This is a genomic window from Streptomyces sp. CO7 (assembly GCF_053474865.1).
This window is the reverse complement of record NZ_JBRIOU010000009.1, coordinates 87,882-88,904: the sequence shown is the minus strand read 5'-3', so window position 1 is coordinate 88,904 and position 1,023 is coordinate 87,882. Positions and strand designations below refer to the sequence as shown.

1 protein-coding gene is annotated in these 1,023 nt (G+C 76.2%); it reads left to right on the top strand.

What is annotated here, in order from left to right; translation table 11 throughout:
* Positions 1 to 1,023, top strand: a 1,023-nt coding sequence (locus ACOV8S_RS26975; protein ID WP_448321323.1) for an amino acid adenylation domain-containing protein, incomplete at both ends; no start/stop codon positions are given.

The window sequence follows — 1,023 nt, the reverse complement described above, 5'->3', positions numbered from 1 at the left end:
GGCTGACGGGGCGGAAGAGGCTGCCGGTGCGGGCACGGACGGCGGTGTGAGGACGGCTGCCGCGGCGGACACGGCTGACGGGCCGGGTCCCTGCCGGGTCCCGCGGGGCGGCGTGGCCGTCGGGGCGGACCACGCGGCCTACCTGATTTATACCTCCGGCTCCACCGGGGTGCCGAAGGGCGTCACGGTCACCCACCGGGGGGTCCGCGGCTTCGTGGAGGCCGCCGCCGAGCGCTACGCCGTGGGCCCCGGCGACCGGGTGCTCCAGTTCTCCTCGCCGAGCTTCGACGCCTCGGTCCTCGAACTGTTCATCTCCGTCCTCGCCGGGGCGACCCTGGTCGTGCCGCCGGGCGGACCATGGCTGGGGGACGAACTCGCCTCCGTGCTCGACGAGTTCCGCATCAGCCACACACTCATCCCACCCGCCGCGCTGGCCACCCTGCCCGACCCCGGACCGGACGGCGCGCCGCACCTGCGGACGCTGATCGTCGGGGCCGAGGCCTGCCCGCCCGCCCTCGTGGACCGGTGGGCGCCCGGACGGCGGATGATCAACTCCTACGGGCCCACCGAGGCCACCATCGTCGCCAGCTGGACCGGTCCGCTCCGCGCCGGCTCCGGCACCCCGACCATCGGCGCCCCGCTGCCCGGCGTCCGCACCCACGTCCTCGACCCGCTGATGCGCGAGGTTCCGCCCGGTGCGGACGGCGAACTGTACGTCGGCGGGGACGGCGTGGCCCGCGGCTACCTGGGCCGCCCCGGACTGACCGCCGCCCGCTTCGTCGCCGATCCCTGGGGGCCGCCTGGGGCCCGGCTCTACCGCACCGGCGACCGGGCGAGGTGGCGGGCCGACGGCGAACTGGAGTTCCTCGGCCGGGCCGACCGGCAGGTGAAGGTCCGCGGTTTCCGCATCGAACCGGGCGAGATCGAGGCCGCCCTGCTGCGGGACGCCGCCGTCCGCGAGGCCGTGGTCGTGGCGCGCGAGGACGAGCCGGGCCGACGACGGCTGGTCGGTTACGTCACTCC